The following is a 26,900-nucleotide window of genomic DNA, read 5'->3' as shown; positions in this document are numbered from 1 at the left end:
GGTTCCTTCCGTCAGCGGTAGGTGCGGGCGGCGTTGATGCCGCCGCCGGTGGGTCGGTTGCGGGCGGCGGCCTGCTGGGCGCGCATCCGCAGCGTCGGCAGGTCCATCACCTCGGCCGGGCGCTGCGGCGCCCAGAACGCCCGCCGCTCCCAACCCGCGGTCCCGGTGTCCTGTCCGGCGAGCTGGGCGCGCAGCGCGCGGATCTCGGCCACGTGGACGGTGTTGCCGGTCGCGGCGGCCCACCGGTCGACGAGCTTGGTGTCGCTGTCGTCCTGCGCGGCCGTGAGCAGGGCGCGGACTTGGACGTCGTCACCGAACCGGATCGCGTCGTCCAGGGCGCCGACCCGGTCCTTCGGCAGCGTCGTCCGTGCCTGGTCGAGCGCGGAGCGGAACGCGGTCGCCAGGACGGCGCGGTCCGCGGCGGACGCGTCCGGGGGGAAGCCGGGGCCGGTCGGGATGCGGGCCTGGAGATGCTCCAGCCGCGCCGTCCGCCGCGCCGTCAGGTCGGCGTGGTGCTGGCCGAGCGCGGCGAGGTGGTTCTCGTAGGCGGCGGTGACCTGCTCGGCCTTGGCCAGCTCGGACAGGTCGGCGTTCTGCCGGATCGCCTCGAGCTGCTGGGGGAGCGCATCGCCGGCGGCGGTCGCGGCGGCGATGGCCGGGTCCTGCTGCGCGGGCGGCATCGCCGCGGGTTCGGAGGTGCCGAGGTTCCAGAACGGTGCGGCCGGTGCAGCGGCGGCGGGGGGTGTGGGTTGGGTCATCGGCGGGGCCTTCCTCGTCGGGCCGCGACGAGCGCGGCGGCGTCCTGCGCGGCCCACAGGCCGCGCGATACCGGGGTGACCCCGGCCCGGCGGGCGAGGCGCCGCGCGTGCTGCTCGGTGACGCCCAGGCGCGCGGCGAGGTCGCCCGTCCGGACCGGTCCGGAATCCGTTGCCGAGGATGCGCCGATGTTCGGACCGTCCGCGCGGACAGGTTCGTTCGCGGTCGTCTCGACGAGGTGGGCGAGGTGCGCGGCGCGGAGTACGTCGAGGGCGGCGGCGACGTCGGGCGCTACCTGTCCGCCGTCGGCGCGGTGCCGGGCGAGGTAGGCGCGCAGCACGCGCCAGAACGGCCCGCACACCGCGGCGGGCAGGTACGCGCCCCCGCACACCGCGGCGGGCAGGTACGCGCCCCCACACACCGCGGCGGGCAGGTACGCGCCCCCGCCCGCCGCCATGGCGGGACGCGCGTCCTGGGCGCCGCCCGCCGGGATCACGGGCGGCGGGCTTCCTGCGCGGCCCGCAACTCGTCGAGCTTGGGGCCGAGGTGGGCGAGCATCCTCGCCGCGGTTGCGCCCGCGCGCTTCGACGAGGCCGTCTGTCCGTCCGCGCGGGCGGCCAGCTCCCACATGAACTCCGCGGCCTCGTCGGAGAACCGGGCGCCGGCGGCGCGGGCGGCCGGGTCAGGATCGCGGGCCAGCTTGGTCAACGCGGCACGGAGCTTCAGGGAGCCGTGGTCGTACCGTTCCTTGCCGGTCCAACCGCAGTACCGGCCTTTCCGCTGTTCCGGCGCCTCGGCGTCCTGGCCGTCCGGCGTGGGCGGGGTCGTGGTCATGATCCCGTGTCCTCTCTCGTAGGTATGGGCACGCGCACGCGTGACGCGAAGCGAACGTTCGCGGCGGTGGCGTCGCGGCCTCGCGCACCCAGGCACATGTGCGCGAGGCCGCGACCAAGCGTGGCGAGGGGCATTCACGGTCTGGGCTCTCTAAGCCGAGGGCGACGCCGCGCGCGGTGATGGCGTCAGCGGCCATGGGCGCGGCTTTCGCAGTCGGCGTTTGGGTGGCAGACCTGGCCGGGCGTGATGAGGGTCATCGGTTCACCGCAGCCTGTGCACCGTCCGACCGTCCGAGATCGTCCGGGCAATCGTCCGGGGTCTTCGCGCTGGTCAGAGAGCCCGGCGGACGGTTCGGACGGTTCGGACGGTTGCGTCCCTACCCCTTTGCTTCCAGGGCCGCGTGCCTGCTCTCCCCTTCTTTTTGAGTTCAACAAAGGGGGAGAACCGTCCGAACCGTCCGAACCGTCCGAGGTGGCGCGTTTCCCCTGGTCAGAATGGGGGTGCGGTTCGGACGGTTGGAAATCGGTACCGTCCGAACCGTCCGGGGTGACCGTCCGACCGTCCGAGGAAGGGGGCATGTGGGCGCGTCGGATGCTGATGCGGCGTTCGCGTTTGGCGTCGCTGGTCTTGTAGCGGTCGACGGTGATCCCGGCCGCGATGAGTGCGGGCGTGACGCGGGCGAGGGCGCCGGCGGCGCCGCGAGGCGTCCTCGGCCAGCCCTTCGGGGCGCGGGTGTCGACGGCCTGCCAGACGTCGAGGGGCTTCTCTGCCCAGGCCAGCAGGTCCTTCGCTGTGCCGTCGGATGCGCCCCATTTGTGGACGCGGTCGCGGATCGCGGTCGCGAACGGGTCGCCGTCGATGACGTTGTCGGCGAGGTCGGTGAAGGTGTCTTCGTAGTCCTCGCGGGTCGTCCAGCCGGTGACCTTGTCGAGGGCGATGAGGAACCGGGTGAAGTCGGCCATGCGCGGCAGGTTGGTGGCTTGCACGTCCGGGAGGGCGGCGAGGACGTTGCACAGCAGGTTGAGTAGGGCGCCGAGGGTGCCGGGTAGGGCGGCCTCGTATGCGGCCCGGACGTCGCTTTCGGGGCGCCGCTGGGCGGGGTTGATGCGCTGCAGCTCGATCGGGAGCATCCGCTCGGCGAGGTCGCCGCGGAGCGCGCCGGCCTCGATCGAGGTCATCAGGACGGGCCGGAGGAACGCCAGAACGGCAAGGTCGCTGTTGGTGTAAAGCGCGCGGCGGGTCATGGCGTCGCCGGTGACGGCCTTGCAGAGCGCGTCGGAGAACCACGGCGGGATGGACGAGATGTTGTCGAGCGGCACGACCCATGACCCGGACGCGGTCACGGCCCAGTCCTCGGCGTCTTTGGGTGCGGACCTGGTCGGCGCCGGTGAGGGGTCGATGATGCCGACGATGTGTTTCGCGCCGGTGGTCTTCGCGGTGCCCTGTTCGCCGACCAGGCCGAGGACGGGGTGCGGCTCGTCCGGGATGAGGGTGTGGAGCATCCATCCGACGATGAGCCGGAAGTTCTCCTCGTCGGCGTTGAGGCCGCTGCGGAAGGCGTCGAGGGTCCCGTTCGGGAGCGGTTCGGGCATGGCGCCGGTGAGCGCGGTACGCCGGAACAGCACGGGCGCGCTGGTGGTGATCTTCCAGCCGTCCGGGCCGCATTCGATGAGGCGGCCGTCCTGGGTGCCCATGTCGATCACGAGGCGGTTCCCTGCTCGTGCGACGCGCAGGTGGACAACCTCGGGAGGTGCGACGGTGGCTTTCGCTTCGAGGACGTTCAGGGCGTCGCTGAGCGCACTCGTCGAGGGCGGCTTTCCGGTCTGGGTGAAGGCGTCGAGGCTCAATTGCTGGCGGAGCCCTGCGCGGCCACGCAGAGGACGGACGATCGAGGAACCGTCGAGCTCGGCGGCGTACGGTTCGCCGTCCTGCCCGAGGAACACTCGGTAGTTCGCTTCGGCCAGATCGACGAGGCGGGCCGCCGCCGTCTTCGCGGGACCGGCCTGCTCGTCTTCGTCGTCTCCGCCGGGCGCCGGGGCGGCCGCGCGGGGCGGCGTCCAAGGGGTGAGGCGGCAGCGTTGAGCGATGGCGGCCAGGACGTGCCCGGGGAGCGCGCGGGCGGGCCCGGCGGCGGGGTCTCCGGATGCGGCGGCGCGGAGATCGGACGCGGCGGCGGATTCGTTGCCGCGGTGGTTCAGGTGCGCGAACACACGGCCTTTGGTCAGGTGGTTGCCGGGCCCGGCGGGGAGACCGGCGTCGGTGGAGTGGACGACCATGACGGGCACGCCGTTGTGCCCGCAGCGCGCCGAGTATTCGGAGGTGCCGCCGGGCCGCTTCCACAGCTCGGCGCCGTCGCGTTCGGTGCCGACGAGGGTCCAGCCGTGCGGGATGAGCAGGTCGGACCACGTCGCGGTGTCGGCGAGGGCGTCGAAGGGGCTTCCGCTGTCCATGCCGGGTTGCGACCAGACCGAACCCGGTTGCACGAACGCGTGCATGGAGCGGACCGGCTCGGCGGGCGCGCGGTCGGGGGCGGCCTGCTGCAGCTCGGCGAGACTGTAGGAGGGGCCGGTGTGCGGCAGCATCCGGCACGGGCGGGCGAGCCCTTCCTTCCGGTTGACGGTGCCGGCGATGCGGAGGACGCGGGCGAGGTCGCCGACGCCGGTCCCGTAGTGGTAGCCGAGTGCGGCGGCGCCGCGGGCGATGGCCTCTTGCCATCGGGCGGACAGTGCTTCGACGGCGGCTCGGTCGTCACCGAGGATGTGGGGGGCGGTCAGCAGCCACCACGGGTAGAGGCCGCCGCCGGAGTGGATGAGGCGGCTCGGCTCGGGAAGGCCCGCGGCGGCGAGTACGTGGCGCGCCTCGTCCTCGTCGGGAGGTAGAGGCGCGGGGGTGGCCTTGTGGCCGGGGCCGGCGATGTCGAGGTCTGCCCAGAGGCCGAAGAACGCGTGTGAGAGTTCGGCGCCGCCGCGGCGCGTCGGACGCTCGCGCAGGGTGGTGACGCGGGCGTAGATCCCTTCGGCGCCCTGGGCGTCGAGGTGGCGGACGTACTCGGTGGCGGGCTCGACGTCCTCGAAGGCGCGGCCTGCCCAGTTGCCCGTCGAGCAGATGGACAGCAGGCCCGGGGCCTGGCCGAGGTAGCTCAGCCAGGCCCGGACGGCGTCCACGTCGAGGGCGGGCGCGGTTGCGGTGGTCACGCACCACCCCGCGGCGGGAGGTACTGACGGGACCGGATACCCGGTCCGATGGGCCGGATGCGCACACGCCAGCCGGTGAGGTCGACGTCGGCGGGGACGGCGCCGGATCGCTTGAGGTGCTGCGCCTCAGCCCAGCAGACGGGCCGGACGCGGTGCGGGGCGTTCGGCCGGGTCTCGAAGAACGCGCGGTCGTTGGCGGACATCTCGTCGAGCCCCCGTCCGACGGGGCACCCGTCGTCGTGGCTCAGGGTGAGGGTGTCCGGGTTGCCGACTGCCGTGCAGTCATCGCAGGCGATGGCCGGATGTGAGTGGTCGCGGCCGATCTGGGATGGCATCATCGGGGGATCCGTCTTCATCGTGGCGTTGGAGCGGAGTCGAGGGCGGCGGCCGGGTCCGTGGTGGGGCCCGGCCTCGCGCGTCTGGGGCGCGGTCACGACGCCGCGGCGCGGTTGCTGCGGGCCCGTGCGGATGCCAGCGCGAGGCGCTTGAAGTGCGCCTTGCGGGCGTTCTCGGCGCGGCGGGCGCGCTCCTCGGGGGTGAGGGTGCCGTCCGGGTCGACCTCGCGCTCGAAGCGGTCGAGGAAGGCGCGGCGGGCGGTCGCGGTCCGTGCGGTGCGGTCCGGTTCTCTCGACCATTGGACATGCGCGGCGATTGAGGCGCGCAGCGACCGTTGTTCAGGAGTGAGGGACACGGCGTGTTTCTCCCGTGAAAAGCACGAACGCCGAGCGCACATGAATTTCCTTCAATTCATGTGCTGCTCGGCGCTGCCTCCCTCAAGGCGGAGGGCGAGACCAGCTCAAGCCCTCGTGTCACCGTTCACCAGGTCAGGCGGAAGCACAGGTTGGGTCGAGGCATTTTGTGTCAGGTTTTTGTGGGCCTCAGCCTGTCCGGGTTAGCGAACTCGGTGTTCTGTTGTTGCCGACGATCATAGCGCAGCGTTTAAGCGCTCCGCGAGAGACCGCGGCCTGAAGACCCACCCCGCAGGGTGTTCGCGCGATCCCCAGGCCGCGGCGTCCAGACGGGCGGGAGTGCCGCCCAGGGCGCGCCGGCCGCGGGCCGCGGTTGCTGTTGGGGACAGCGCGACCGCGACCGGCACGCGTTCAGGGGCGCCGCTGGGCGCTCGGCATCACGACCTGCCGGGCGACGTACTCCGGCCGGTCGTCCTCGGCGACGTCGCCCGGGACGGTCACGGTCGTCACGCCGCCGTCCGGGACACGGCACCGCCACGTGCCGTCAGGCTGCGGGACGAGCGTCCCGACGATCTGCTTGTCCCAGTTCAGCAGGAACCACAGGCCGCCGTCCTTGGCGAGCGTGAACCGCCCCACCCTGGTCATCAGCGTTTCGCCTCGAGCTGGAGGTACAGCGCGGCCGGGGAGTCGGCCTCGAGCGCGTCGGCGGGGAGCTGGAGGCCGTTGAGCGGGCCGCGCGCGGCGTACCACCGGCCGCCGACCTCGACGACCGTCCAGCCGGGGAACGCCTGGCGCATCTCGTCGACCAGGTCGCGGACGTCCTCGGCCGTCATGCCGCCCTCCTGCGCGCCGCCATGATGGCTTCGCCGAGCCGCTCCGGCGTGGTCCCCTCGACCAGGTCCCGCTGGTCGACCAGCGCCCACCACTTCCGGGTGTGGTGCCCGAACCATGCGGTGACGCCGTACAGCTCGCGGAACCGGTCGGCCTCGGCTCGGTGGATCGGTTCGGCGCTGAACGTCGCGGTGTCCTCGAACGCGCCGAGCGTCACGGCTGCACTCCGGAGATCTTCGCCGCGGCGCTGACGGCGGCTGTGACCAGCTCGCGGAGGATCTCGGCGTCCTTGGCCTTGATCGCCCACGCCCCGCCGAGCGAGTGAAAACCGATCTGCTGGCGCGCCTCCCACGGGTGCGCCTTGCGCGGTCCCCAGGTGAACGCCCAGCCGGGAAAGTCCTCGTGCAGCGCGACGAGCAGAGCGTGCTGCAACTCCTCCGCGCTCGACGATGGATCCGCTACCGTTGCCATAGCCAGGACTACCTTCCTGGTCAGGCCCCGGACTCCCTGACGTTCACGCGTCGGGCCGGGGCCGATTGGTGAGGCCGTCTCCACAGTGGCTAGCAGCCCGCCCAGATGGCCAGGGACTTGCTTCAGCTTGCTCGCAGCGCCCGGATTGCCCCCGCGATGAGGTCACGCGCGTCCGAGCCATAGACGGCCGACGAGGCGAGCCAATCGAACTCCTGGACGTACACCGCGATCTCCCGCGGTTGCGTGATCGCCAGCTCGGCCGCTGCGGTGTCGACGAGGACTAGGCGCTCGTCGAATACCCAGAACCCATGCATCGGAGCGCGCCGATGCCGGGCCCGCGTGGGGATGATGCCGAGGCTGAGACGCGGCAGGATCGACAACGTCAGCAGCCGGTCCAACTGCGCGGCCATCACCTCATCGTCGGCGAGGCCGATCGTCAGCGCGACCTCGCATATGACCATGTGGAACCGGCGGTCAAGGTCGCCGCGGCGGAGGATGTCCTGCCGGTCCATGCGGGCCTGAACGGCCGTGTCGACGTCGCCGCCGGTCCCGTGAAATGCGATGTTGTCCCGGAACCGCTGCGCGGCGTACTCGCGGGTCTGGAGCAGGCCCGGAATCACGACCGGCTCGAAGACCCGGAACAGCCTCGTCTCGGCCTCCTGCGCGGCGAAGGTCTGCTGCCGCCGGTGCGCGCCGGCGCGCCACTCGCGGCGCCACTCCCGATAGGCCGAGGAGATGTTCCGGACGGTCGCGATCAGGTCCGGGACGTGGTCGTCGGCGCCGACCAGGCGGCACCACGTCCGAATGTCGTCCTCGCTGGGCGTCTGCTTGCCGTGCTCGATCTTCGAGACCTTCGCCTCGTGCCAGCTGGCCAGCTCGGCGAGGCGGCGCTGGGCGAGCCGCGCGTCTTGGCGCAGCTCGCGCAGCCGCACGCCGAGCGCCTCGCGGGCCTGCTGGTGAGACAAGGACATGAGCGGCGGTCACAGGCTCCGCAGGAACTCGTCCCGGGACACCGACGTCTTCCAGGCGATGTCTCGCCATGCCTGGTGCTGCTCGATGGTGGTCGGGTCGTCGAGCAGCTCGGCGCCGAGCAACTGGTCCTCGTCATCGAAGTGCAGGACGGCGATCCGCTCGTCGTCGAGCAGCCATGCGTCATGCGGCGGCCGGACGGGCAAGCCGAGCGCCTCGGCCCGGTCCCGATCGAGATAGCGGATCTCCTCGCCCGCGGCGAGGTTGCCTTGCGCAGCCCACAGGGCGTACCGGGAGTAGTCGTTGAGGGGAGTCGAGACGATCCGCACGCGCGCGAACGGGCGGCCTTCCCGGGCGGCCTGGCGAGTCATGTCGTACCACGGGCCGGAGCGAACAGATTCGTCGAGCTCCCGGCGGCCGGCCATGAATGCCTCGAAGGACGGCCGCTCGTCGGGCACGTTGTACCGGTTGCGCGTTTCGAGCCGGAACGCGTAGCGCCGCACGTCCTGGAACATCGCGCCGAAGTCATCGCCGGTCAGCAGGTCGGCCACGGTCACCCCTTCGCGTGGTGGTCGTTGTAGTGCTCGATCAGGTACCGGACGAGCGCGGGCTCGATCTCCACGACCGTCTCGTCGTCGGCGAGGTCGCGAACGTCGCCGATCGCCGCTGCGTCCGTGACGACCTTCCCCTGCACCACGTAGGTGCCGCGGTCGGTCGCGTACATCGCCGGGCACCCGCCTTGGTTGGAGTCCGTCCCGAGGAACCGTAGCCGCATGGTCGTGGCCTCCCTAAGCAGTTTGCGTGGACTTGCTCACCCGAGGCAGCGTGAGCGCCTCCTCGGTACCGCGTCAATGGCCGCGAGGCCACATGATCCGCACCGCAGCAACCGAGGCGCCCCGCAACGTGCAAGCGCCCCGCTGGCCGGATGGCCGTACGGGGCGCTGACGGGCGGAACGGGCTACGCGGCACCGCCGGGGATGACGCGGAACGCGGCACGCCGATCGGCGACCTCGGCCGCCTGCTGCTGCTGCTCGGCCTCCTGCGCCTTCAGCGTCTCGCCGCCGTCCTCGTACAGGGCGTTGACGAGCTTCTGCAGCATGCCGAGAGCCGTCCGCAACGTCTCCACCTCGGCCTCGAGTTGCGCGACGCGCAGGGCGTCCGGGCGGGCGCTCATGACCGGCCGCCCGCGCGCAGGACCAGGCCGACGACGACCGCCACCGTCTCCGGCTCCCATCCCGCCAGCCACTCGACGACCCGCCGGTCGTACGCGCCCAGCTCGACGCCTGCGGCCTCGCACGCCGCGGTGAGACGGTCGCGGTTGAACCGGGCCAGGGTGCCGTGCGGAGCGAGCGGCCCGGCCGCGTACGCCTCACGGACGGTCGCGGCGGCCTGCTGGTCGGACTCGTAGGGCCCGACGCTGCCGGGGAGGTTCGTCATCGTCCCGCCCCCTGCGCGACGCGCAGAGCCACGTTCAGCCGCTTCACGGCCGTGCAGGCCGCCCGGCTCGCCTGGTCCTCGTGTCCCATGTCGGCGACCTCGGCGGCCTCGTCCAGCGAGACGCGCGACGCCCGTGCGATCTCGGCGACGCCGTCGAGGCCGACGCCGCGCATCTGGTTCTCAATCGCGCCGGTGCGGACGGCGAGCGCACGGACCCGGTCGGCGGTGGTGGAGCGCTCGGTAGGCTCGTGAGCCATGGGGTTGGCCTCCTGCAAGGTTGATCCCTAGGCCCCGGCCGGTGCTGGAACACCGGTTCGGGGCCGCTTGTATGTGGCGTCGGGGTTACATCTCAGTGAGAGATATTTCGCCCGTAGCGTTGATCGGCCACCTGCAAATCCGTAGGTCAAGCGCAGCGTTGGGTCTCGAATAGTGGTCGGATAGTCTCACCAGGGTGACTCCGGCCGAGGTGAGCGACGCCCTTGTGGCGGCGGTGGGCGCCGCCGTCGCGGACGGTGAGCTGGACGTCGCCGTGCCCGGCGAGGCGCTGGTGTTCGCGCGCGAGGCGGGGGTCTTCGAGAGCCCGGTGGCGCTGGTGCTGGGCGTCGAGCCCGCGGTGATCGCGAAGCGGGTCGGGGGGACGGTCACCGGACGCGGGTTCGTGCGGGTGGAGATGCCGGCGGCGGACGTGGTGGGCGCGATCCTGCGGGACCCCGGATACGGGACGGCGCGGGTTCCGGCGCACGTGTGGGACGACCGGCCGAGGACGTTCGCCAACCCCGGGTTCGCGGTGCGGTACGCGTACGCGCGGGCGTGCTGGACGGGGCGGTGGGCCCGGGAACTCGGGATCGGAGAGGGCCTGCCCGAAAGCCTGGCGGACGTGGAGAAGCGGCTGGTGGGGGTGCTCGCGGACGTGCCGGGGCGGGCGGCTCAGGCCGAGCGGGAAGGCGACGCCGGGCCGCTGGCGTTCTGTCTGGAGAGGGTCGCCGGGGCGTACCACGACGTCCATGAGCGGTGCCCGGCCGTGCCCCTGGGGGACGAGAAACCCGGGGCGGTGCACGCGGGACGCGCCGGGCTGGCGCGGGCCGTGCGCATCGCCCTCGGCAACGGCCTGAAGATGTTCGGTGAGACCCCTAGAGAGCGGATATGAGTCGAGTTCACCCTGCCGGGCCCCGGCACGCTGACGTCCTGCCCGAAGACCACCCGGCGGGGCCGGCGGACGATCTGAACGCGCTGGCCGCGCACGTGTGGCCGCGCGGCGCGGCCCGTGCGGACGGCGTGCTGACGATCGGCGGCGTCGACGTGCGGGACCTGGCGCGCGAGTACGGGACGCCCCTGTACGTCTACGACGAGGAGGACGTGCGGTCCCGGGCGCGCGAGTACGCGGCGGCGTTCCACGACGGTGACGTGCATTACGCGGGCAAGGCGTTCCTGTGCACGGCGGTGGCGCGGTGGCTGCACGAGGAGGGCCTGGGCCTGGACGTGTGCAGCGGCGGGGAGCTGGCGGTCGCGCTGGCGGCGGGCTTCCCGACGGAGCGGATCACGCTGCACGGCAGCAACAAGGCGTCCTGGGAGCTGGAGAAGGCCCTGGAGGCCGGGGTCGGCCGGATCGTGGTCGACTCGTTCGAGGAGATCGCGCGGCTGGGGTACCTGGCGCAGGACCGGGGCGTCCGGCCGAAGGTGATGGTGCGGGTCACGACGGGCGTCGAGGCGCACACGCACGAGTTCATCGCGACCGCGCACGACGACCAGAAGTTCGGGTTCTCCCGCAGCTCCGGGGCGGCGCTGGAGGCGGTCCGGCGGGTGCTGGCGCTGAAGCAGCTGGAGCTGGTGGGGCTGCACAGCCACATCGGGTCGCAGATCTTCGACGTGGACGGGTTCGAGGTCGCGGCGCACCGGCTGGCGGAGCTGCTGGTGGCGATCCGCGACGAGCACGGCGTCGAGCTGCCGGAGCTGGACCTCGGCGGCGGGTACGGGATCGCGTACCTGCCGGGGGAGGAGCCGCACGACCCGAAGTCGATGGCGGACGGCCTGCGGGAGATCGTGGCGCACGAGTGCCGGGCGTACGGGCTGGCGATGCCGCGGCTGACGGTGGAGCCGGGACGGGCGATCATCGGCCCGGGCGGGGTGACGCTGTACGAGGTCGGCACGGTGAAGGACGTCGAGGGCCTGCGGACGTATGTGTCGGTGGACGGCGGGATGAGCGACAACCTGCGGACCGCGCTGTACGGCGCGGAGTACACCGGCGCGCTCGCGAGCCGGTCGTCCGACGCATCACCCATGCTCAGTAGGCTTGTCGGCAAGCACTGCGAAAGCGGGGACATCGTCGTGCGGGACCTGTGGTTCCCCGAAGATATTGCGGCGGGGGACCTGGTGGCGGTCGCCGCGACCGGTGCGTACTGTCGATCGATGGCCAGTAACTACAACCACGTCCCGAAGCCCGCCGTGGTGGCGGTGAAGGACGGCAGGTCGCGCGTGATCGTCCGCCGGGAGACCGCCGAGGACCTGCTGCGGCTGGATGCGGATGCGGAGGTCCGAGCGTGAAACCCGAACGTGGCCCGCTGCGGGTCGCGCTGCTGGGATGCGGCGTCGTCGGCAGCGAGGTCGTCCGGCTGCTGCGCGAGCAGGCCGACGACCTCGCGGCGCGGGTGGGGACGCCGCTGGAGCTGGCCGGGATCGCGGTGCGGCGGCCCGAGCGGGTCCGCGCGGGCGTCGACCCGGCGCTGGTGACGACGGACGCGCAGGGCCTGGTCACGCGGGACGACGTGGACATCGTCATCGAGGTGATCGGCGGGATCGAGCCGGCCCGGACGCTGATGCTGGAGGCGATGAAGTCCGGCAAGTCGGTCGTCACCGCGAACAAGGCGCTGCTGGCCGAGGACGGGGCGACGCTGTTCGCGGCGGCCCGCGAGTACGGCGCGGACCTGTACTACGAGGCGTCGGTGGCGGGCGCGATCCCGCTGCTGCGGCCGCTGCGGGAGTCGCTGGTCGGCGACCACGTGCACCGGGTGCTCGGCATCGTCAACGGCACGACGAACTACATCCTCGACCAGATGGACTCGGCGGGCGCGGGGTTCAACGAGGCGCTGGAGGAGGCGCAGTCGCTCGGGTACGCGGAGGCGGACCCGACGGCGGACGTCGAGGGGTTCGACGCGGCGGCGAAGGCGGCGATCCTGGCGCAGTTGGCGTTCCACACCCCGGTGACGGCGGCGGACGTGCACCGGGAGGGCATCACCGAGGTGTCCGCGGCGGACGTCGCGGGCGCCACGGGCATGGACTGCGTGGTGAAGCTGCTGGCGATCTGCGAGCGGGTGCCGTCCGAGGACGGCCGCAACGGGCGCGGGGTGTCGGTGCGGGTGTACCCGGCGATGATCCCGCGGACGCATCCGCTGGCGAGCGTCCGCGAGGCCTACAACGCGGTGTTCGTGGAGGCGGAGTCGGCGGGGTCGCTGATGTTCTACGGCGCGGGCGCGGGCGGCGCCCCGACGGCGTCGGCGGTGCTCGGCGACCTGGTCGCGGTGGCGCGCAACGTGGTCGGCGGGACGCCCGGCCCGGTCGAGGTGACGTACGCGAAGCTGCCGGTCCTGCCGATGGGCGAGACCGTGACGCGCTACTACATCCACCTGGACGTGACGGACGAGGCCGGCGTGCTCGCCGCCGTCGCCGCGGAGTTCGCGCGGCACGAGGTGTCGATCCAGGCCGTCCGGCAGGTGGGGCTGGGCGAGGAGGCGCAGCTCGTGGTGGTGACGCACCGGGCCCCGGACGCGGCGCTGTCGGCGGTCGTGGAGGGCCTGCGGGGGCTGGACAGCGTCCGCGAGGTCGCGAGCGTCATGCGCGTCGAGGGCGAAGAGACACCCCGGTAGAATCCGGGTCCACATTCGCAGGTCAGCCAAGGAGACACTGACGTGAACGGGAACGCCCGCGTGTGGCGTGGCCTCATCGAGGAATACCGCGACCGGCTTCCGGTGACGGACGCGACGCCCGTGGTGACGCTGCTGGAGGGCGGCACGCCGCTGGTGCCGGCCGTCCGGCTCTCCCAGCTGACCGGGTGCGAGGTGCACCTGAAGGTCGAGGGCCTCAACCCGACCGGTTCGTTCAAGGACCGCGGGATGACGATGGCGATCAGCAAGGCCGCCGAGGAGGGCGCCAAGGCGGTCATCTGCGCCTCCACCGGCAACACCTCGGCGTCCGCGGCGGCGTACGCGGTGCGGGCCGGGATGACGTGCGCGGTGCTCGTCCCCAACGGCAAGATCGCGATGGGGAAGCTGGCGCAGGCGCTGGTGCACGGCGCGCGGCTGCTGCAGGTGGACGGCAACTTCGACGACTGCCTTGAGCTGGCCCGCAAGCTGTCGGTCGACTATCCGGTGGCGCTGGTCAACTCCGTCAACAAGTACCGGCTGCAGGGGCAGAAGACCGCGGCGTTCGAGATCGTGGACGCGCTCGGCGACGCCCCGGACGTGCACTGCCTGCCCGTCGGCAACGCCGGCAACATCTCGGCGTACTGGATGGGCTACAAGGAGTACGCCGCCGACAAGGTCGCCGCTCGGACGCCCCGCATGCTGGGCTTCCAGGCCAGCGGCGCGGCGCCGTTCGTCAAGGGCGAGCCGGTGCTGAAGCCGCAGACGATCGCGACCGCGATCCGGATCGGCAACCCCGCGTCGTGGGACCTGGCGATCGCCGCACGCGACGAGTCGGGCGGTGCGATCGACTCGGTCACCGACCGGCAGATCCTCGCCGCTTACCGGCTGCTGGCGCGCGAGGAGGGCGTGTTCGTGGAGCCGGCGTCCGCGGCGAGCGTCGCGGGCCTGCTGCAGGCCACCGAGCAGGGCGTGGTGAAGGCCGGCTCCAAGGTCGTCTGCACGGTGACGGGCAACGGCCTCAAGGACCCCGACTGGGCGATCTCCGGCGCGCCCGCGCCGACCGTCGTCCGCGTCGACGCCCACGAGGCGGCCTCCGCGCTCGGCCTCACCTGATGGGGGCGCCGGAGCGGTCCGTGCTGGTGCGGACGCCGGCGACGAGCGCCAACCTGGGGCCGGGCTTCGACTCGCTCGGCCTCGCGCTGTCGCTGCACGACGACGTCGAGGTGACGCTGGCCGGCGACGGGGTGTCCATCGAGGTGGACGGCGAGGGCGCCGAGGTCGCCGACCGCGGCGAACGGCACCTCATCGTGAAGGTGCTGCGCCGGACGTTCGACGTGCTGGACGAGCTCGCCGCGGCCGGACCCGGCCAGCCGGCCGGGCAGCCGAAGGGCATCCGGCTGCGCTGCCGCAACCGGATCCCGCACAGCCGCGGGCTCGGCTCGTCGTCCGCGGCGATCGTCGCGGCGATCGTCGCGGCGCGCGCGCTGCACCCGCACGGCGACCTGATGGACGACGACGCCGCGCTGCGCCTCGCGACCGACGTCGAGGGGCATCCCGACAACGTCGCGCCGTGCCTGGCGGGCGGCCTGACCATCGCCTGGACGGCCCCGGACGGGGCGCGCCTCGTCCGGCTGGAACCGCAGGTCACGCAGGTGGTGGCGTTCGTGCCCGAGCAGCGGCTGGCGACCGAGCGGGCGCGCGGGCTGCTGCCCGCGACCGTCCCGCACGCCGACGCCGCGGCCAACGCGGGGCGCGCCGCGCTGCTCGTCGCCGCGCTTTCCGGCGGGCTCGGCGACGCGGTGCTGCTGGACGCGACGGAAGACCGGCTGCACCAGAATTACCGCGCCCCCGCGATGCCGGAGTCGGTGCGACTCGTCGAACGGCTGCGTTCCGCCGGAGTGCCCGCGGTGATTTCCGGGGCGGGGCCCACTGTCCTGGCCTTCACAAACGCATCACGAGTTGATTCGATGGCGCCGCGAGTGGGTAATGGGTGGCACGAACACCCGTTGGACGTCGCGACCCGCGGTGCCCGCGTCGTGCCCGGTGAACCCGACCGCCGGACGTGACGGGGCGGCGGGCCGGGCCGACGGCGGCCCGGGCCGCCGCGACGCTCCGGACGGTGTGGGTCCCCGCAAGATCCACCTAGGTAAAATGCGAAGACATCGACCTCTGGGGAATAGCAGTGCGCCCTGGTGATGTTAGGCTGATTGCCGCACCAGATGCCCCGTTCGGGGCCGCGTGCTCGTCAGCCGCGCGTCACCTGACCGGCCCTCCGGCCGTGTCGGTCCCGCGTACCAGGCTCCCCGACACCGTGACATTCCGTTGTCAGGCATTCCAGCGAAACTTCGGACGTGGCGGTAGCGGGGACAGCGTGCGAGCGAACCGTCCCGTCCACCATCTGGCTGTGCCCAGAAAATCGCCGATCCCGGCCCCATCGTGATCAGCGGAGCCCGACTCGGCGCCCCCGCCGGGCCGTATTACCGGGTTGACTGGCCGAACGCCGGCCGACGCCCGCTCCCTGGGAAGGACCCTTAGTGAGCGAATCCAGCGAACTCCTTACGGACGCATCGAGCACGGCACCCGCGGCCGGCGCCGCGCAGAACGGCGCCGAGCCCGCCGCCCCCCGGCGCCGCCGGAGCGGCACCGGCCTTTCGGCCATGGTGCTGCCCGAGCTCAAGGCGCTCGCGTCCAGCCTCGGCATCACCGGTGTGACCGGGATGCGCAAGAGCCAGCTCATCGCGGCCATCCAGGAGAAGCAGGGCGGCCAGGGGCAGGGCTCGGCGGGCGAGCAGGGAGGCGCTGCCAAGGCCGCCGCCGTGGCGGGCGAGGCCGATGCGGGCAAGCCCGCGCAGGACTCCAAGGCCGCGCAGGACTCCAAGGCCGAGGCGCCGGCGAAGGCCGAGCGGCCGCGCCGCACCCGTGCCGCCGCCAAGCGCGAGACGGCCGAGCAGACGGCGCTGCCCGAGGGCGCGCCGGAGCAGCCGGCCGCCGACAAGCAGGACGGCCGGCCCGAGAAGGCCGAGCGGCAGGGGCGGCAGGGCGCGCGCGCGGGCGACAAGCAGGACCGGGGGGCGTCCGAGGGCCGGGAGCGCGGCGAGCGGCAGCACCGGGAGCCGGCCGCGGCCCAGAGCGGCGGCTCCGAGGACGGCGAGGCCCAGGGCGGCCGCGAGCGGGACGGCGGCCGCGACGGCCGGGACGGCCGCGAGGGGCGCGAGGGCGGGCGCCAGCGCCAGCGCGGCGGCCGTGACCGCGGCGAGCGCGGGGAGCGCGGCGAGGGCCGCGACCGGGGCGAGCGCGGTGACCGCGGCGAGCGCGGTGACCGGGGCGAGCGCGACGGGGGCGGCCGCCAGCGCGGCCAGAGCCAGGGCGGCGGCGGCCAGCACGACGACGACGAGGGCGGCCGGAGCCGGCGCGGGCGCCGGTTCCGCGAGCGCAACCGGGGCCGCGGCGGCGCCCGCGAGCGCTACGAGGAGCCGGTGATCAGCGAGGACGACGTCCTCATCCCGGTCGCGGGCATCCTCGACATCCTCGACAACTACGCGTTCGTCCGCACCACCGGCTACCTGCCCGGCCCGAACGACGTGTACGTCTCGCTCGCGCAGGTCCGCAAGAACGGCCTGCGCAAGGGCGACGTCATCACCGGCGCCGTCCGGCAGGCCCGCGAGGGCGAGCGGCGCGAGAAGTTCAACGCGCTCGTCCGGCTCGACACCGTCAACGGGATGGAGCCGGAGCAGGCCAAGGGCCGCGTCGACTTCACCAAGCTGACCCCGCTGTACCCGCAGGAGCGGCTGCGGCTGGAGTCGGACGCGAACATCCTGACCACGCGGATCATCGACCTGGTGTCGCCGATCGGCAAGGGCCAGCGCGGGCTGATCGTGTCGCCGCCGAAGGCCGGCAAGACGATGGTGCTCCAGGCGATCGCGAACGCGATCACCAAGAACAACCCGGAGTGCCACCTGATGGTCGTCCTCGTGGACGAGCGTCCCGAAGAGGTCACCGACATGCAGCGGACGGTGAAGGGCGAGGTCATCCACTCGACCTTCGACCGTCCCGCCGAGGACCACACCACGGTCGCCGAGCTGGCGATCGAGCGCGCCAAGCGGCTCGTCGAGCTGGGCCACGACGTCGTCGTGCTGCTCGACTCGATCACCCGCCTCGGCCGGGCCTACAACCTGGCGGCGCCGGCGTCCGGCCGGATCCTGTCCGGCGGTGTCGACTCGACCGCGCTGTACCCGCCCAAGCGGTTCTTCGGCGCGGCCCGCAACATCGAGAACGGCGGCTCGCTGACGATCCTCGCCACCGCGCTGGTCGAGACCGGCTCCCGGATGGACGAGGTCATCTTCGAGGAGTTCAAGGGCACCGGCAACATGGAGCTGAAGCTCAACCGGTCGCTCGCGGACAAGCGGATCTTCCCGGCGGTGGACGTCGACCAGTCGTCCACCCGCAAGGAGGAGATCCTCATGGCGCCGGAGGAGCTGCGGGTCGTCTGGCAGCTGCGCCGGGTGCTGCACGCCCTCGACACCCAGCAGGCGCTGGAGCTCCTCATCGAGAAGATGAAGGAGACCAAGTCCAACGCCGAGTTCCTGCTGCAGGTGCAGAAGACGACGGTCTCCGACGATCGCTGATCCCGCACCGCGACACGCCCCCGTCCGGGTTCCGGGCGGGGGCGTTCCGCTTTCCCGGGGGACGCGCGGCGGGGGATGGTGGGGTTAGCCCCACCCCCATCCGGCGGGGACCTCCATGGTGGCCGGACGGCCGGGAAGGCAGGCTTGCACCATAGGTTGGAACGGGCGCGGAGGGACGACGTGGGCGAGCTGAGCAGGGACATCGGGGGCGGCGGAGCCCCGCCGGCGCGCGCCGGGACCCCGGACGGGGCCCACGGCGGCGCCCACGGCGGGGGCGCGACGCCCGCCGGCGGCCGCCGGGCGTCGGTCATGGACGGCTCGTGGCGTCCCGCCGCGATGGCCCGGTCCGCGGTGAGCTGGACGTCCGCGCTGTACATCGCGGTGAGTCTCGCGTTCGGGCTCGGCTGGTTCGTCACGCTGGCCGTCGGGCTGTCGCTGTCCCTCGGCCTCCTGATCGTCTGGGTGGGGTTCCCGCTGCTGGCGCTCCTGATGGTCGCGTGGCGGTTCGGCGCGCGGCTGGAGCGCCGGCTGGTGCGGGCCGCGTTCGGCGTCGCCGTCCCGGACCCGTACCGCCCGATGCCGGAGAGCCGCAACCCGTTCGTCCGGCTGCGGACGATGGCCGCCGACCCCGCCACCTGGAAGGACCTGGTCTACCTCGGCCTGCTGTTCCCGCTGACGCTGGTGGAGTTCGTGCTGTCGGCCATCGTGTGGGGCCTGACGGGCACCCTGCTGTTCATGCCGCTGATCGTGCTGTTCGGCGGCGGCATGGAGATCAACCTCGGGCAGGTGACGTACTGGTCCGGCAACCCGGTCGAGGCGCTGCCGGTGTCGGCGGTCGGGCTGGTCGTGCTGGCCGGCGCCCTGTACGTGACGCGGGGCACGGCGATCGCGCACGCGGCGTGGGCGCGGCTGATGCTCGGCCCGAACGCGTCCCAGGCGGAGAACCGGGAGCTGCGGCAGCGGACCGCGCACCTGCGCGCCAGCCGGGCGCGCGGCGTCGACGCCGCGGAGTTCGAGCGGCGCCGCATCGAGCGCGACCTGCACGACGGCGCGCAGCAGCGGCTGCTGGCCGTCGCGATGGACATCGGCCGGGCCCGGGCGAAGCTCGATCAGGACCCCGAGGGCGCGCGGGAGCTGATCGAGCAGGCGCACGCGGGCACCAAGGAGGCCATCACCGAGCTGCGCGACCTGGCCCGCGGCATCTACCCGGCGATCCTCACCGACCGCGGCCTGGACCCGGCGCTGTCCGGGCTGGCGGGCCGCGCGCCCGTCCCCGTCGAGGTGGACGTCGACCTGCCGGAGCGGCCGCCCGCCGCGGTGGAGAGCATCGCCTACTTCATCGTCGCCGAGGCGCTCGCCAACATCGCCAAGTACGCGCGGGCGACCCGCGCGTCCGTCCGGGTCGCCCGGGAGGACCGCTGGGTCGTCGTCGAGGTCACCGACAACGGCGCCGGCGGCGCGGTGGCGCGGCCGGGCGGCGGCCTCGCCGGGCTCGCCGACCGGGCCGCCACCATCGACGGGATGCTGATCGTCGACAGCCCGCCCGGCGGCCCGACGATCGTCCGCGCGGACCTGCCCTGCACCTGGTGACCGGAGCGCGCGGGGGCCGCGAGGCCCGATAATGGGGGCATGCGGGTAGTGATCGCCGAAGACTCGGTGCTGTTGCGCGAAGGGCTCGTCCGGCTGCTCGGGGACGCGGCGATCGAGACGGTCGCGACGGTCGGGGACGGCCCCGGCCTGCTCGGCATCGTCGAGGAGCACGAGCCGGACCTCGCCATCGTGGACGTGCGGATGCCGCCGTCGTTCACCGACGAGGGGCTGCGCGCGGCGCTGGCCGTCCGCGAGCGCCGCCCCGGCACCCCGATCCTCGTGCTGTCGCAGTACGTGGAGGAGCGGTACGCGACGGACCTGATCGGCGGCGGCGCCGAGGGCGTCGGCTACCTGCTGAAGGAGCGGGTGTCGGACATCGCGGAGTTCATCGACGCGGTCCGCCGGATCGCCGCCGGCGGGACCGTCATCGACCCGGAGGTGATCGGGCAGCTGCTCGGCCGGCGCCGCACCGGCGACCCGCTGGAGGCGCTGACGCCGCGCGAGCGGGAGGTGCTCGGGCTGATGGCGCAGGGCCGCTCCAACGGCGCCATCGCGCAGGACCTGGTCGTCACCGAGGGCGCGGTGGAGAAGCACATCTCCAACATCTTCGCCAAGCTCGACCTGCAGCCCGCGCAGGGCGGGCACCGCCGGGTGATGGCCGTGCTCGCCTACCTGGGCCGCGCCGCCGCCTGAGCGGCCCGCGGGCGCCCGGCGGTGATCGGGAATGACCGATGACCTCGGCACGTTCGGGTATCTGGCACACTTGGAGTGCAACCGCTGCGGTACCGGTTCACGCCTCCCCCATCGCCCATGGCCCCGCCCTGCGGAAAGGCCGTGCGAGCGGGGGCGCCCGGCGACCGCCTCATGCGAGGAGAACCCATGAAGCCCGACACTCACCCGGACTACGTCGTCACGACCGTGACGTGCACGTGCGGCAACACCTTCGAGACGCGCAGCACCGCCGAGAACGGCGTGATCCACGCCGACGTGTGCTCGAACTGCCACCCGTTCTACACGGGCAAGCAGAAGATCCTCGACACCGGCGGCCGGGTGGCGCGCTTCGAGCAGCGCTTCGGCAAGAAGAAGGCCGGCAAGTAGCTCTGAGCCGCGCGGCGCGGAGCGCCGCACAGCGACCAGGGACGGCCCGGGGACTCTCCAGGTCCCCGGGCCGTCCGGAGTCGGCATCCGGAGGCCGCCGCGGCCCCCGCGCCGGAACGGGCCAGGACACACCGTGAATCTCGACGAACTCATCAGCGAATACGCCGACATCGAGGGGCGGCTCGCCGACCCGTCCGTGCATGCCGACCAGGCCCTGGCGCGCCGGCTCGGCAAGCGCTACGCCGAGCTGCGGCCGATCGTCGAGACGCACCGGGAGCTGGCGTCCACCGAGGACGACCTCGCCGCCGCGCACGAGCTCGCGGGCGAGGACGAGGCGTTCGCCGCCGAGGCCGCCGACCTCGGCAAGCGCAAGGACGAGCTCGAGGAGCGGCTGCGCCGGCTGCTCGTCCCGCGCGACCCCAACGACTCCAAGGACGTCATCCTGGAGGTCAAGGCCGGCGAGGGCGGCGAGGAGTCCGCGCTGTTCGCCGGCGACCTGCTGCGGATGTACCTGCGGTACGCCGAGCGGGTCGGGTGGAAGACCGAGGTCCTCGACTCCCACCCGTCCGACCTCGGCGGCTACAAGGACGTCACCGTCGCGGTGAAGACCAAGGGCTCGCAGGACGAGGGCGTCTGGACGCGGCTGAAGTACGAGGGCGGGGTCCACCGGGTGCAGCGGGTGCCCGCGACCGAGTCGCAGGGCCGCATCCACACCAGCGCCGTCGGCGTCCTGGTGACGCCCGAGGCCGAGGACGTGGACGTCCAGATCGACGCGAACGACCTGCGCATCGACGTGTACCGCTCGTCCGGGCCGGGCGGGCAGAGCGTCAACACCACCGACTCGGCGGTCCGCATCACGCACCTGCCGACCGGCGTCGTCGTCTCCTGCCAGAACGAGAAGAGCCAGCTGCAGAACAAGGAGCAGGCGCTGCGGATCCTGCGGTCCCGGCTGCTGGCGATGGCGCAGGAGCAGGCGGACGCGGCGGCCGCGGCCGAGCGCAAGAGCCAGGTCCGCACCGTGGACCGGTCCGAGCGGGTCCGCACCTACAACTACCCGGAGAACCGGATCTCCGACCACCGCGTCGGCTACAAGGCCTACAACCTCGACCAGGTGCTCGACGGCGACCTGCACAACGTGACGCAGGCGCTGGTCGACGCGGACATGGAAACCCGGCTGGCCGAAGCCCAGAAGTCATGAGCCTGCTGCTGGACGAGATCGCCAGGGCCACCGCGCGGCTCGCGGACGCCGGGGCCGCCTCGCCGCGCGCCGACGCCGAGGAGCTGGCCGCCGCCGTGCACGCGGTGAAGCGCTCGGAGCTGCACGGCGTGCCCGACGGCGCGTTCGACGCCAGGTTCTGGGAGTACGTGGCGCGCCGCGAGGCGGGGGAGCCGCTCCAGCACATCACCGGCCGGGCGTTCTTCCGCTACCTGGAGCTGAAGGTCGGCCCCGGCGTGTTCGTGCCGCGCCCGGAGACCGAGGTGATGGTCGGCTGGGCGCTGGAGACGCTGCGGGACATGGACGTCCGCGACCCCCTCGTCGTCGACCTCGGGACGGGCTCCGCCGCGATCGCCCTGTCGATCGCCCTTGAGGCGCCCCGCGCGCGCGTGCACGCGGTGGAGAAGGACCCCAAGGCGTTCGTGCACGCGACCCGCAACATCGAGGAACTGGACGAGCGGGGCCGCGTCCGCCTGCACCTGGACGACTTCGGCACCGCGCTGCCTGAGCTGAACGGCACCGTCGACCTCGTCGTCAGCAACCCCCCGTACATCCCGATGAGCGAGTGGGAGTACGTGCCGCCGGACGTGCGCGACCACGACCCGGCGGACGCGCTGTGGGGCGGCGGCGACGACGGCCTGGACGCGATCCGCGTCGTCGAGCGCACCGCCCGCCGGCTGCTGCGCCCCGGCGGCTACGTCGCCGTCGAGCACAGCGACCTGCAGGGCAACGGCGTCTACTGGGTCTTCGCGGAGGAGAACGGCTGGCGGGACGTCCGCAACCGCCGCGACCTCACCAACCGGGACCGCTTCGTCACCGCCCGCCTCGCGACCGACTAGCACGCGGCGCAGCGCGGCCGCGGGGCTATCCTTGGCGATGCCATGAGGACGAGCGCCGCGAGATGGGAAGACGGGCGACCGTGAGCCGACGTTATGACTGCTCCGAGCCGATGGAGCGCACCCGTGGAATCGCCGAGGCCGTCTCGGCCGTCCGGCGCGGCGAGCTGCTCGTCCTGCCGACCGACACGGTGTACGGGGTCGGCGCCGACGCGTTCACGCCCGCCGCGGTGCAGGCGCTGCTGGACGCCAAGGGCCGCGGCCGCGACATGCCGCCGCCCGTCCTGGTCGGGTCGGTCCGGGCCGCGACCGCGCTGGTGGAGGACCTCGGCACCTACGGCCAGGACCTGATCGACGAGTTCTGGCCGGGCGCGCTGACGCTGATCTTCCGCGCCAACCAGAACCTCATGTGGGACCTCGGCGAGACCAAGGGCACCGTCGCCGTCCGCATGCCGATGCACGAGCTCGCGGTGGAGCTGCTCAAGGAGACGGGGCCGCTCGCGGTCAGCAGCGCGAACCTGTCCGGCGAGCCCGCCGCGCGCACCGCCGAGGAGGCGGAGAAGATGCTCGGCGACTCGATCTCGGTGTACCTGGACGGCGGCCGGTCGGGGCACGCGGACCCGTCCACGATCGTGGACCTGACGGGGCCGGTGCCGCGCCTCCTGCGTGTCGGCGCCATCCCCGAGGACAAGATCCGCTCGGTGGTCGGCGTGCTGCTCACCGAGGAGGACGAGGCGCCCGAGCCCGCGGAGCTCACAGCGGCCCCCTCGGCCGCCGCGGAGTCCAAGCCCTCCCTCACCAAGCAACCCCAGGCCGAAACCCCCCAGCCGCCCGCTGAGCCCGCCCAGCCCCCCGCTGAGCCCCCGGCCGACACCGCGGAAGCCCCGCATCCGACCGACGCTCCGCAGCCGAAGGACGACTAGCAAGCGGAAACGGCCGGGCAGGAGAACCTGCCCGGCCGTTTCCATGCCCGGCCACCGCCGACCATCACGGACACGTCCGTAAGCTCAGCCGGCGACGACCCGCGCGTTGCGATCGCGTGCGAAGCCAGATTCGAGCGAAGCGAGAATCTGATCGCGCAGCGAGCCCCTAGGCGAGCCGGAGCGATGCAGCGATCGCCGCAGTCCCCGTTGAAGGGAGGGCCCCCAGGGCCCGACCGCCGAGGGGCCTGCAATCAAAACAGCTTCTTGCCCTTGCCGTAGAGGTACTTGCCGGTCTTCTTGTTGCGGCCGCACTCCTGGACCCACAGGTGGCTGCTGTAGCTGGAGCTGGTCTTGATCTTGACGGTGGCCTTGCCGTCGAAGTTGTACTGGCTGCCGCTGGAGGTGTAGCCGACGATCTTGAAGCGGGACCAGTACTTCTTGCTGCCCTCGGTGAAGAGGAACCGGACGCAGGCGGTCCAGCCGTTCTTCTTGCTGTCACGGAGGTATCCGGTGACGTAGGTGCTGCCGCCGCTGCGGGTGTAGGTGCCCCACGCGCTGAGGTTGCCGTAGGAGTTGTACGGGGCCCACTTGTGGGCGGTGGCCGCCTCGGCGGGGGCGCCCACGAGGGCGGAGCCCGTCAGCAGGGCGCCGGCGGTCAGGGCTACGGCTGCGAATCGCCGCATTGGTCCCTCCATGCTCATGTATCACGGGTTAGCGGCGGATAACCTAGCAGTGTTAACAAGATCATCTTTACGGTTTTCTTACCGTGCGGCCAGGGGTGGCCGAAAAGATCGGTTTGCCCGAACCGGATGGGCCGCCGCCGCGTCCAACTGTCCGGACGCGGCACGCGCCGGGGCCGGAACCCCGGCTCCGGCGGGTTTCGGACGGCTCTCCCGGCGTGCCGCGGCGGCGCGGACGGCCGGGCATGACGAAGATCTCATTTCCGCCGCGCGGCGCCCGCCCGGCGCGGCGCCGCGGGTTCGGCGGGTTGCGCCGACATCGCGCGGGCCGCGGTGAGACCATGCGGGGGATGCGCGGCCGTGTTCGGGGACCCGTGACCGCCGCGGCCGTGGCGCTGGTGGCCATGGTCCTCCTGCTGCCCGCCGCGGCGGCCGCGCCGGTGCCCCGCGAGAGCATCCCGACCTATGACGTGGTCCTCACGCTGGGCCGGGACGGGATCGTGCGCGTCCGGGAGACGATCACCTACGACTTCGACCGCGGCGGCGAGCACGGGATCGTCCGGCGGGTGCCGGTGCGCCGCGCGAACCGGCTGTACGACGTGCGGGACGTCAGCGCGGGCTCCTCGACGGGCGCGCCGGCCAGGGCCCGGACGATGCGGCTGCTGAACGACCTGCAGATCACCGTCGGCGACCGGCACCGGGAGGTGCGCGGCCGCCAGGCGTACGTGATCGAGTACGCGCTGGGCTGGGCGTTCACCCCTTACCGCGACCACGACGAGCTGGTCTGGGACGCGATCGGGACGAGCTGGGACGTGCCGATCGAGGACGCCGTCGTCCGGGTCGAGGCGCCCGTCCCGCTGCGGCACGCGACGTGCCGGGCGGGCGCGGAGGGGGCGACGACGCGCTGCCTGGGCGTGCGCGACGGCCGGTACGCGGTGGACTTCTCGCAGAGCGCGCTCGCCCCGCACGAGGGGATGACCGTCCGGGTCCGGCTGCCGAAGCACGCGGTCGCCGCCGTCCCGCCGCACTACGCCAGGCCGCACTGGGCCGGGACCTGGGCGGGTTCGGCGGCGCTCGCGCTGGCCCTGGCCGCGGTCGTGCTGGCGGCGCGCGGCCGGGCGCCGCGCCGCCGGGCGGGCGCGGCGCTGGCCGCGGCGGGCGCGCTGCTGATCGTCTCGGACGTGGCGGACGACGTGCTGGACCGCGGCCCGTGGGCGTTCTCGCTGGGGGACCGGACCCTGGCCGGCCTCGCGCTGGTGATCGCCGGAGCGGCCGCGGCGTGCTCCCGGACGTCCGGGACGGCGCGATATGCCGCGGATGCGGCGCGGTGGGACTAGAGTTGGTCGGTCGCGACGGCGAACCGATCGCGCCGGACGGCCGTCTTACCCGGTCGGGAACCCCGTCCAGGTGACGGTGCGTTCAATCGGGGCATGTGCAGTGGGTGATCGCGGACGGCCGCGGTCGCGGCGGCGGTGATCGGCGAAGGGAGGCGCGGGGGAGTTGCGGGAGTACCTGCTCACCATCCTGGTCGCCGCGCTGGTCGCCTACCTGCTGACCCCCGCGGTCCGGCGGTTCGCCGTGTGGTTCGGCGCGCAGGCGGTGCCCCGGGACCGGGACGTGCACGTGATCCCGACGCCCCGGCTGGGCGGGCTGGCGATGTTCGGCGGGATGGTCGCGGCGCTGGTCGTGGCGTCCGGGCTGCCGGAGATGCGCAAGGTGCTGGCCAACGGCGACATCAGCGTGGGCAAGGCGCTGCTGATGTCGGGCGGGCTGATCGTGCTGGTCGGCATCGCCGACGACCGGTGGGAGGTCGACCCGCTCACCAAGTTCGCCGGGCAGGTCGCCGCCGCCGGGATCTTCATCATGCAGGGCATCCAGATCTACTCGATCCCGCTGCCGAACGGCGAGTCGCTGTCGCTGCCGCCCGCCTACGGGGTGCCGCTGACCGTGTTCGTGGTGGTCGCCACGATCAACGCGGTGAACTTCATCGACGGGCTGGACGGGCTGGCGGCCGGGGTCGTCGGGATCGCCGCGCTCGGCCTGTTCGGCTACGCCTACCTGCTGACCAAGACCAACGGGATGACCACGCTGAGCGGCGCGACGCTCACCGCGGCGGTGCTGTTCGGGATGTGCCTGGGCTTCCTGCCGCACAACTTCAGCCCGGCGAAGATCTTCATGGGCGACACCGGCTCGATGCTGATCGGGCTGCTGCTCAGCGCGTCGACGATCCTGCTGACCGGGCAGTTCGACCCGGCGGTGCTGTCGAACGGGCTGTTCCCGCTGTACGTGCCGCTGCTGCTGATCCCGGCGGTGGCGGCGGTCCCGTTCATGGACATGCTGCTGGCGGTGTGGCGCCGGACGAACCAGGGCAGGTCGCCGTTCTCGCCGGACAAGCAGCACCTGCACCACCGGCTGCTGCAGCTCGGCCACTCCACCCGCCGCGCCGTGCTGATCATGTACTTCTGGGTCGGGCTGCTGGCGTCCGGGCTGGTCGGGCTGGCGCTGTTCGACGCCGCGTGGGTCACCCTCGGGGTGACGGTGGTGATCGCGGTCGCCGGGGTGCTGCTGATGTTCCGGCTCGGCCGGCCGCGCGGGCGGCGCCGGGGCGCCGCGGCGGAGCCGGGCGACACCGGGCAGCAGCCCGCCGCCCGCCCGCAGCTGCCGGTCTGACCCGCCGGGCCTGCCCGGCCCGATCTCTCCGGCCCGCCCGTTGAGCCCGCTGACCTGCGCGGACGCCCGCCGGACGCCGGTGACGAGCACCACCCGTCCGTCCGGACGGTGTACTACAGGGCGTCGAATACCATTCGGGTGACAGGTCGAGGACGGGCGCGGAGCGACTCCCGCCCGCAGGTGTTCACGCCTTGTGTCCGGCGCCCCCGCGGCCTGCGGCGCGT

General features: G+C 72.9%; 31 protein-coding genes. 14 read left to right on the top strand and 17 right to left on the bottom strand.

Translation table 11 applies throughout. The annotated features are described in order from the left end of the window. Positions 1 to 11: 11 nt before the first annotated feature. From J4709_RS02985 to J4709_RS02910, 16 genes are all read right to left on the bottom strand, one after another. The gene (locus J4709_RS02985) at positions 12 to 758 is read right to left on the bottom strand and encodes a hypothetical protein (protein WP_208236590.1); all 747 of its coding nucleotides are present in this window, start codon (positions 756 to 758) and stop codon (positions 12 to 14) included. Further along, positions 755 to 1,252, bottom strand: coding sequence for a hypothetical protein (locus J4709_RS02980; protein WP_208236588.1), 498 nt, complete (start codon positions 1,250 to 1,252; stop codon positions 755 to 757). Before J4709_RS02980 ends, J4709_RS02985 begins: the two co-directional genes overlap by 4 nt. Then, positions 1,249 to 1,590, bottom strand: coding sequence for a hypothetical protein (locus J4709_RS02975; RefSeq protein WP_208236586.1), 342 nt, complete (start codon positions 1,588 to 1,590; stop codon positions 1,249 to 1,251). The genes J4709_RS02980 and J4709_RS02975 overlap by 4 nt, the downstream gene beginning before the upstream one ends. Positions 1,591 to 1,775: 185 nt before the next feature. Further along, positions 1,776 to 4,784 carry an AICE element replication initiation protein gene (locus tag J4709_RS02970; protein ID WP_208236585.1) on the bottom strand — a complete coding sequence of 1,003 codons (3,009 nt, stop codon included), beginning with the start codon at positions 4,782 to 4,784 and terminating at the stop codon, positions 1,776 to 1,778. Then, entirely contained in the window at positions 4,781 to 5,122 is a 342-nt protein-coding gene (locus J4709_RS02965) for a hypothetical protein (protein WP_208236583.1), read from the bottom strand. The genes J4709_RS02970 and J4709_RS02965 overlap by 4 nt, the downstream gene beginning before the upstream one ends. A gap of 92 nt (positions 5,123 to 5,214) precedes the next feature. Further along, positions 5,215 to 5,475, bottom strand: a complete 261-nt coding sequence (locus J4709_RS02960) for a hypothetical protein (protein WP_208236581.1) — start codon at positions 5,473 to 5,475, stop codon at positions 5,215 to 5,217. Positions 5,476 to 5,884: 409 nt separating this feature from the next. Continuing rightward, entirely contained in the window at positions 5,885 to 6,118 is a 234-nt protein-coding gene (locus J4709_RS02955) for a hypothetical protein (protein ID WP_208236579.1), read from the bottom strand. Next, the gene (locus tag J4709_RS02950; RefSeq protein ID WP_208236577.1) at positions 6,118 to 6,306 is read right to left on the bottom strand and encodes a hypothetical protein; all 189 of its coding nucleotides are present in this window, start codon (positions 6,304 to 6,306) and stop codon (positions 6,118 to 6,120) included. Before J4709_RS02950 ends, J4709_RS02955 begins: the two co-directional genes overlap by 1 nt. After that, positions 6,303 to 6,521, bottom strand: coding sequence for a hypothetical protein (locus tag J4709_RS02945; protein ID WP_208236575.1), 219 nt, complete (start codon positions 6,519 to 6,521; stop codon positions 6,303 to 6,305). Before J4709_RS02945 ends, J4709_RS02950 begins: the two co-directional genes overlap by 4 nt. Next, entirely contained in the window at positions 6,518 to 6,775 is a 258-nt protein-coding gene (locus J4709_RS02940; RefSeq protein WP_208236573.1) for a hypothetical protein, read from the bottom strand. Before J4709_RS02940 ends, J4709_RS02945 begins: the two co-directional genes overlap by 4 nt. A gap of 122 nt (positions 6,776 to 6,897) precedes the next feature. Next, on the bottom strand, positions 6,898 to 7,746 hold the full coding sequence (locus J4709_RS02935) for a helix-turn-helix domain-containing protein (protein WP_208236571.1): 849 nt from the start codon (positions 7,744 to 7,746) through the stop codon (positions 6,898 to 6,900). Positions 7,747 to 7,755: 9 nt separating this feature from the next. Then, a complete protein-coding gene (locus J4709_RS02930; protein WP_208236569.1) occupies positions 7,756 to 8,295 on the bottom strand; it encodes a DUF6879 family protein in 540 nt (179 codons plus the stop codon). 2 nt (positions 8,296 to 8,297) lie between these two features. Next, the gene (locus tag J4709_RS02925) at positions 8,298 to 8,519 is read right to left on the bottom strand and encodes a hypothetical protein (protein WP_208236567.1); all 222 of its coding nucleotides are present in this window, start codon (positions 8,517 to 8,519) and stop codon (positions 8,298 to 8,300) included. Positions 8,520 to 8,702: 183 nt separating this feature from the next. Next, complete coding sequence (locus tag J4709_RS02920; RefSeq protein WP_208236566.1) at positions 8,703 to 8,918, bottom strand: hypothetical protein; 216 nt, start codon at positions 8,916 to 8,918, stop codon at positions 8,703 to 8,705. Then, on the bottom strand, positions 8,915 to 9,181 hold the full coding sequence (locus tag J4709_RS02915) for a hypothetical protein (protein WP_208236564.1): 267 nt from the start codon (positions 9,179 to 9,181) through the stop codon (positions 8,915 to 8,917). The genes J4709_RS02920 and J4709_RS02915 overlap by 4 nt, the downstream gene beginning before the upstream one ends. Then, complete coding sequence (locus J4709_RS02910) at positions 9,178 to 9,438, bottom strand: hypothetical protein (RefSeq protein ID WP_208236562.1); 261 nt, start codon at positions 9,436 to 9,438, stop codon at positions 9,178 to 9,180. Before J4709_RS02910 ends, J4709_RS02915 begins: the two co-directional genes overlap by 4 nt. 194 nt (positions 9,439 to 9,632) lie before the next feature. Here J4709_RS02910 and J4709_RS02905 point away from each other — a divergent pair, with 194 nt between their 5' ends. The 12 genes from J4709_RS02905 to J4709_RS02850 all read left to right on the top strand — a co-directional run bounded on the left by J4709_RS02905 (position 9,633) and on the right by J4709_RS02850 (position 23,326). Continuing rightward, the gene (locus J4709_RS02905) at positions 9,633 to 10,328 is read left to right on the top strand and encodes a DALR anticodon-binding domain-containing protein (RefSeq protein ID WP_208236560.1); all 696 of its coding nucleotides are present in this window, start codon (positions 9,633 to 9,635) and stop codon (positions 10,326 to 10,328) included. Next, complete coding sequence (lysA, locus tag J4709_RS02900; protein WP_208236558.1) at positions 10,325 to 11,722, top strand: diaminopimelate decarboxylase; 1,398 nt, start codon at positions 10,325 to 10,327, stop codon at positions 11,720 to 11,722. The genes J4709_RS02905 and lysA overlap by 4 nt, the downstream gene beginning before the upstream one ends. Continuing rightward, positions 11,719 to 13,041: a homoserine dehydrogenase gene (locus J4709_RS02895; RefSeq protein ID WP_307800896.1), complete on the top strand. Its 1,323-nt coding sequence runs from the start codon at positions 11,719 to 11,721 to the stop codon at positions 13,039 to 13,041. Before lysA ends, J4709_RS02895 begins: the two co-directional genes overlap by 4 nt. Positions 13,042 to 13,083: 42 nt before the next feature. After that, positions 13,084 to 14,151: a threonine synthase gene (gene thrC / locus J4709_RS02890; RefSeq protein ID WP_208236556.1), complete on the top strand. Its 1,068-nt coding sequence runs from the start codon at positions 13,084 to 13,086 to the stop codon at positions 14,149 to 14,151. Next, positions 14,151 to 15,104 carry a homoserine kinase gene (gene thrB, locus J4709_RS02885; RefSeq protein ID WP_208236554.1) on the top strand — a complete coding sequence of 318 codons (954 nt, stop codon included), beginning with the start codon at positions 14,151 to 14,153 and terminating at the stop codon, positions 15,102 to 15,104. Before thrC ends, thrB begins: the two co-directional genes overlap by 1 nt. Positions 15,105 to 15,572: 468 nt before the next feature. Further along, positions 15,573 to 17,663: a transcription termination factor Rho gene (rho, locus tag J4709_RS02880; protein WP_208236552.1), complete on the top strand. Its 2,091-nt coding sequence runs from the start codon at positions 15,573 to 15,575 to the stop codon at positions 17,661 to 17,663. Positions 17,664 to 17,843: 180 nt separating this feature from the next. Then, positions 17,844 to 19,253 (top strand): sensor histidine kinase, encoded by a 1,410-nt coding sequence (locus tag J4709_RS02875; protein ID WP_307800895.1) that lies wholly within the window; start codon positions 17,844 to 17,846, stop codon positions 19,251 to 19,253. A 39-nt stretch (positions 19,254 to 19,292) separates the two neighbouring features. Beyond that, on the top strand, positions 19,293 to 19,946 hold the full coding sequence (locus tag J4709_RS02870) for a response regulator transcription factor (protein ID WP_208236550.1): 654 nt from the start codon (positions 19,293 to 19,295) through the stop codon (positions 19,944 to 19,946). 186 nt (positions 19,947 to 20,132) lie between these two features. Beyond that, positions 20,133 to 20,351, top strand: a complete 219-nt coding sequence (gene rpmE, locus J4709_RS02865; RefSeq protein WP_208236548.1) for a 50S ribosomal protein L31 — start codon at positions 20,133 to 20,135, stop codon at positions 20,349 to 20,351. Between the two features lie 133 nt (positions 20,352 to 20,484). Beyond that, positions 20,485 to 21,549 (top strand): peptide chain release factor 1, encoded by a 1,065-nt coding sequence (gene prfA, locus J4709_RS02860; protein WP_208236546.1) that lies wholly within the window; start codon positions 20,485 to 20,487, stop codon positions 21,547 to 21,549. Then, a complete protein-coding gene (gene prmC, locus J4709_RS02855; protein WP_173099001.1) occupies positions 21,546 to 22,406 on the top strand; it encodes a peptide chain release factor N(5)-glutamine methyltransferase in 861 nt (286 codons plus the stop codon). Before prfA ends, prmC begins: the two co-directional genes overlap by 4 nt. A gap of 80 nt (positions 22,407 to 22,486) precedes the next feature. Next, on the top strand, positions 22,487 to 23,326 hold the full coding sequence (locus J4709_RS02850; protein ID WP_208236544.1) for an L-threonylcarbamoyladenylate synthase: 840 nt from the start codon (positions 22,487 to 22,489) through the stop codon (positions 23,324 to 23,326). Positions 23,327 to 23,577: 251 nt separating this feature from the next. On the opposite strand, the gene J4709_RS02845 is transcribed toward J4709_RS02850, so the two are convergent. Further along, positions 23,578 to 24,009 carry a hypothetical protein gene (locus tag J4709_RS02845; protein WP_208236542.1) on the bottom strand — a complete coding sequence of 144 codons (432 nt, stop codon included), beginning with the start codon at positions 24,007 to 24,009 and terminating at the stop codon, positions 23,578 to 23,580. A 371-nt stretch (positions 24,010 to 24,380) separates the two neighbouring features. Here J4709_RS02845 and J4709_RS02840 point away from each other — a divergent pair, with 371 nt between their 5' ends. Beyond that, entirely contained in the window at positions 24,381 to 25,343 is a 963-nt protein-coding gene (locus J4709_RS02840; protein WP_208236540.1) for a DUF2207 domain-containing protein, read from the top strand. A gap of 163 nt (positions 25,344 to 25,506) precedes the next feature. Further along, positions 25,507 to 26,676 carry an MraY family glycosyltransferase gene (locus tag J4709_RS02835; RefSeq protein ID WP_208236538.1) on the top strand — a complete coding sequence of 390 codons (1,170 nt, stop codon included), beginning with the start codon at positions 25,507 to 25,509 and terminating at the stop codon, positions 26,674 to 26,676. Positions 26,677 to 26,900 lie beyond the last annotated feature (224 nt).

Origin of the sequence: Actinomadura violacea, from assembly GCF_017573465.1 — a bacterium.
In the GTDB taxonomy this organism is placed as follows: domain Bacteria; phylum Actinomycetota; class Actinomycetes; order Streptosporangiales; family Streptosporangiaceae; genus Spirillospora; species Spirillospora violacea.
The sequence above is the reverse complement of the archived record's forward strand: the minus strand, read 5'-3'. Positions and strand labels throughout refer to the sequence as shown.